The 2,673-nt window shown below is 55.0% G+C and carries 3 protein-coding genes; 2 read left to right on the forward strand and 1 reads right to left on the reverse strand.

Features of this window, described 5'->3' with window-relative positions:
* Window positions 1-268: 268 nt before the first annotated feature.
* On the forward strand, window positions 269-781 hold the full coding sequence (locus tag H3V09_RS08895) for a hypothetical protein (protein ID WP_045925197.1): 513 nt from the start codon (window positions 269-271) through the stop codon (window positions 779-781).
* Window positions 782-803: 22 nt separating this feature from the next.
* Window positions 804-1,250, forward strand: a complete 447-nt coding sequence (locus tag H3V09_RS08900) for a hypothetical protein (RefSeq protein WP_015022033.1) — start codon at window positions 804-806, stop codon at window positions 1,248-1,250.
* Window positions 1,251-1,385: 135 nt separating this feature from the next.
* Here the strand turns inward: H3V09_RS08900 and H3V09_RS08905 are convergent, their stop codons facing one another.
* Window positions 1,386-1,946, reverse strand: a complete 561-nt coding sequence (locus H3V09_RS08905; RefSeq protein ID WP_015022034.1) for a hypothetical protein — start codon at window positions 1,944-1,946, stop codon at window positions 1,386-1,388.
* Between the last annotated feature and the right edge of the window lie 727 nt (window positions 1,947-2,673).

The following is a 2,673-nucleotide window of genomic DNA, read 5'->3' on the forward strand; positions in this document are numbered from 1 at the left end:
CCCGACCTATTAACAACCACCCAACACGCTTACAGCCACAAGGCCAAACCCCCAACATAAACAACGCGTTTAGTTCCTATAGCCCTATGATGGTGTAACGGTGGTGCTACTGTCACCGTTGATGTAATAACTCAAGAATGATAGTTAGGCCTATCTATCAGTGCAGTATTCCAGTTTTAGCTGGGTTGTCAGAGGTGCCATGGCTGACACCGCTGACTTCGTTATTGGTTATCAAGGATGAATTGACTCAACAAACGGAAAGGGGCTTATGATGAAAGCTCTGAACACTATCAAAAGTAGGTTGCTCGCCAGCGTTGCTGTTCCACTTGCGCTGTCTATGGGAGTCGCCATGGTTCCCAGTCAGGCGATGGCTGCAGAGCCTGTGGATACCGCTTCGACATCTATCGTGAGTCAAGTCACCGATTCGCTGACTCCGAGGGATGTGCTGGAGATAGCGGATACCGCATGGGAAAACGGTGATTATGAAGGTGCTGGCATCCTGACCGAGTATGCATTCTCGATGCATGATGGCACTGCCGGTAATGGCTTCCAATCGAGGAATTGGGCTACGACGATCGCCAAGAAAGCTGTCATTAAGCTTCTGCGCTGGGGAGGTTCCAAGCTTCCTGCCAAGATTGCTCCGTGGGCCGGTCGGATTGCAGACTTCCTGGAAGCCACCGGCGTCTGGACTCATGCCGCTATCGTCTCAGGTTTGATGCAGCTGGGCATCCCTTACGATATTGCTGAATACACGGCGACATGGGTTGATTTGTTCCTCTGATTCATGGAGAGAGGGGTGAGCGATGAGTGACCGTGGACGATCAGACCATGTAACGGTTTCGGATGCGATTACCGGTGTTGGTTTTTTCGGAACTGTGTTGTTGGGTTTTGTCTTTCCTTTTGCGGTCGGCATTGGTGTCACTTATCGCTTGCTCCCTTTCGGTGGCGTTCGTTCCTGGGTGCATGGGTGGCGTGGGGTTTTGGGTACCATCGTTATCTTTCTGTTGTGGTTCTTTGGTACCTACATAACTGATGCGTTGGTGGATGTGTTGTTTAGCATGAGCAGTCACAAGGTCTTGAAGAAGCTTGTTAGCGAAGTTGTGAGTTTTGTGTTTCTCATGGGGTTGATGGCCTTGGCCTTCAGCAGGTGGGAAGCCATGGCGCTCTCATCTTTGATAACTGAGGTTCTCACCATTCTCATCTCCCTACTCGTCATTCATGCCGTTGATGCTGCAGACAAGCATGATTAATCTAAACAACGATCATTCCTAGGGAATGAAGCGGATTCGAGTGCCCCTTTTATGGGGCGGGAGAAACGCATCGGACGCGGAGAGGTCTCCTCCTTGGTTTGGGAGGAGACCTCTTCGGTTTGGTTGTGTGTGGTGTTAGTCGTCGGTGGGGTTGATGTTCTTACTGAGGGCCAGGGCGATGAGCGCTGCGAGGTTGTTGGTTCGGTCGAGGGTGAGGGCTTGGACCATGTATGAGCTGGCTTGGTCGGGGTCGCGGGCGGCCCAGGCCAGGTAGGCTCTGGAGGCGCTGAGGTGTGGGGTGGGGCCGACGGCGGCGGTGAGCTGGTCGAAGAGGTTGTAGGCTCTGTCGGCGCGTTCCTGGTTGACGGGGGTCCGGCCTTCGAAGCAGGTGGTGAGGCTGGTGAAGATGAGTTTGACGGCGGCGGGGTCGTGGGGTTGTTCGGTGATGGTGGTCAGGTCGTCTCGGGTGGTGTCGGGGTTGATGGCGGCGACCAGGAGCGCGTCGCGGTGCGGCAGTGAGGTTTCTATCAGCGCGGCCATGCGGGTGAGCCGGTCGTGTCCTATGGCTTCGGGCTGGTGGGTGCCGTCGAGTATGCGCATGATGCTGTCGAGGGCCTGTCGGCCTGCGGTGAGCATGAGTTGGGGGTCCTGGCTCAGTTGCTTGACGTCGTCCTGGAGGCTGGTTGTGGTGTTCATGGGTGTTCCTTTCCTTGGTGCCGGGACTGTTTGTGCCGACGCCTGGAATGGCGGCCCGGGTATAGCGGAGAGTCAAGCCCCCGCGTGGATCCGAACACTCCCCCGGAGGCCGAGGGGGCATGCTGTTCGGCCCCCTCGGCCGGAGCGGGGTGTGGGCGGAGACGCTCGGGGCTTGAGTCGCAGCGGCCCGGGCCAGAATGGAAGGGGGCGGCACAAACACCACATTCCCAACCCCTTCAGCAGCACGCCGCAGGCGTGCGACAGCGGCGGCCAGACATCAAGGCGCAGCCGCCGATGACCACAACCCCGGCCGAGCCGACCAGTTTTATGTTTGCCGATTGAAGGGTGATCTGCAGTAGCTCATGATAGAAGAAAGACCATCCGATAAGAAATGTGTTTATATTGTGAAGCTTTATCTTGATGAAGCTTTCTAACTGATATCCCGAGTATATTAAAGCTTGTTAGAAGCCGCCACTGCCTCTATCATATTTATATGATATGCACACTAGGGCGGCACTTTTTTATCTAAAGGGGTGTAACTGAGATGGACACCGCTCGTATTCCTTACCCTTCGCATCCTTATCAGAGCTCAGCCAATCTAGCCTCTATGCTGATACAGAACGGTCTCTCCGGCATCAGGGGCTATAGGAACTAAACGCGTTGTTTTAGGTTCTGTGTGTGGGTTTGGTTGTGTGTTGGTCAGAGTGTGGTGTTGGGGTATCTGACT

Source organism: Bifidobacterium sp. M0399 (assembly GCF_016100595.1).
Lineage (GTDB): Bacteria > Actinomycetota > Actinomycetes > Actinomycetales > Bifidobacteriaceae > Bombiscardovia > Bombiscardovia polysaccharolytica.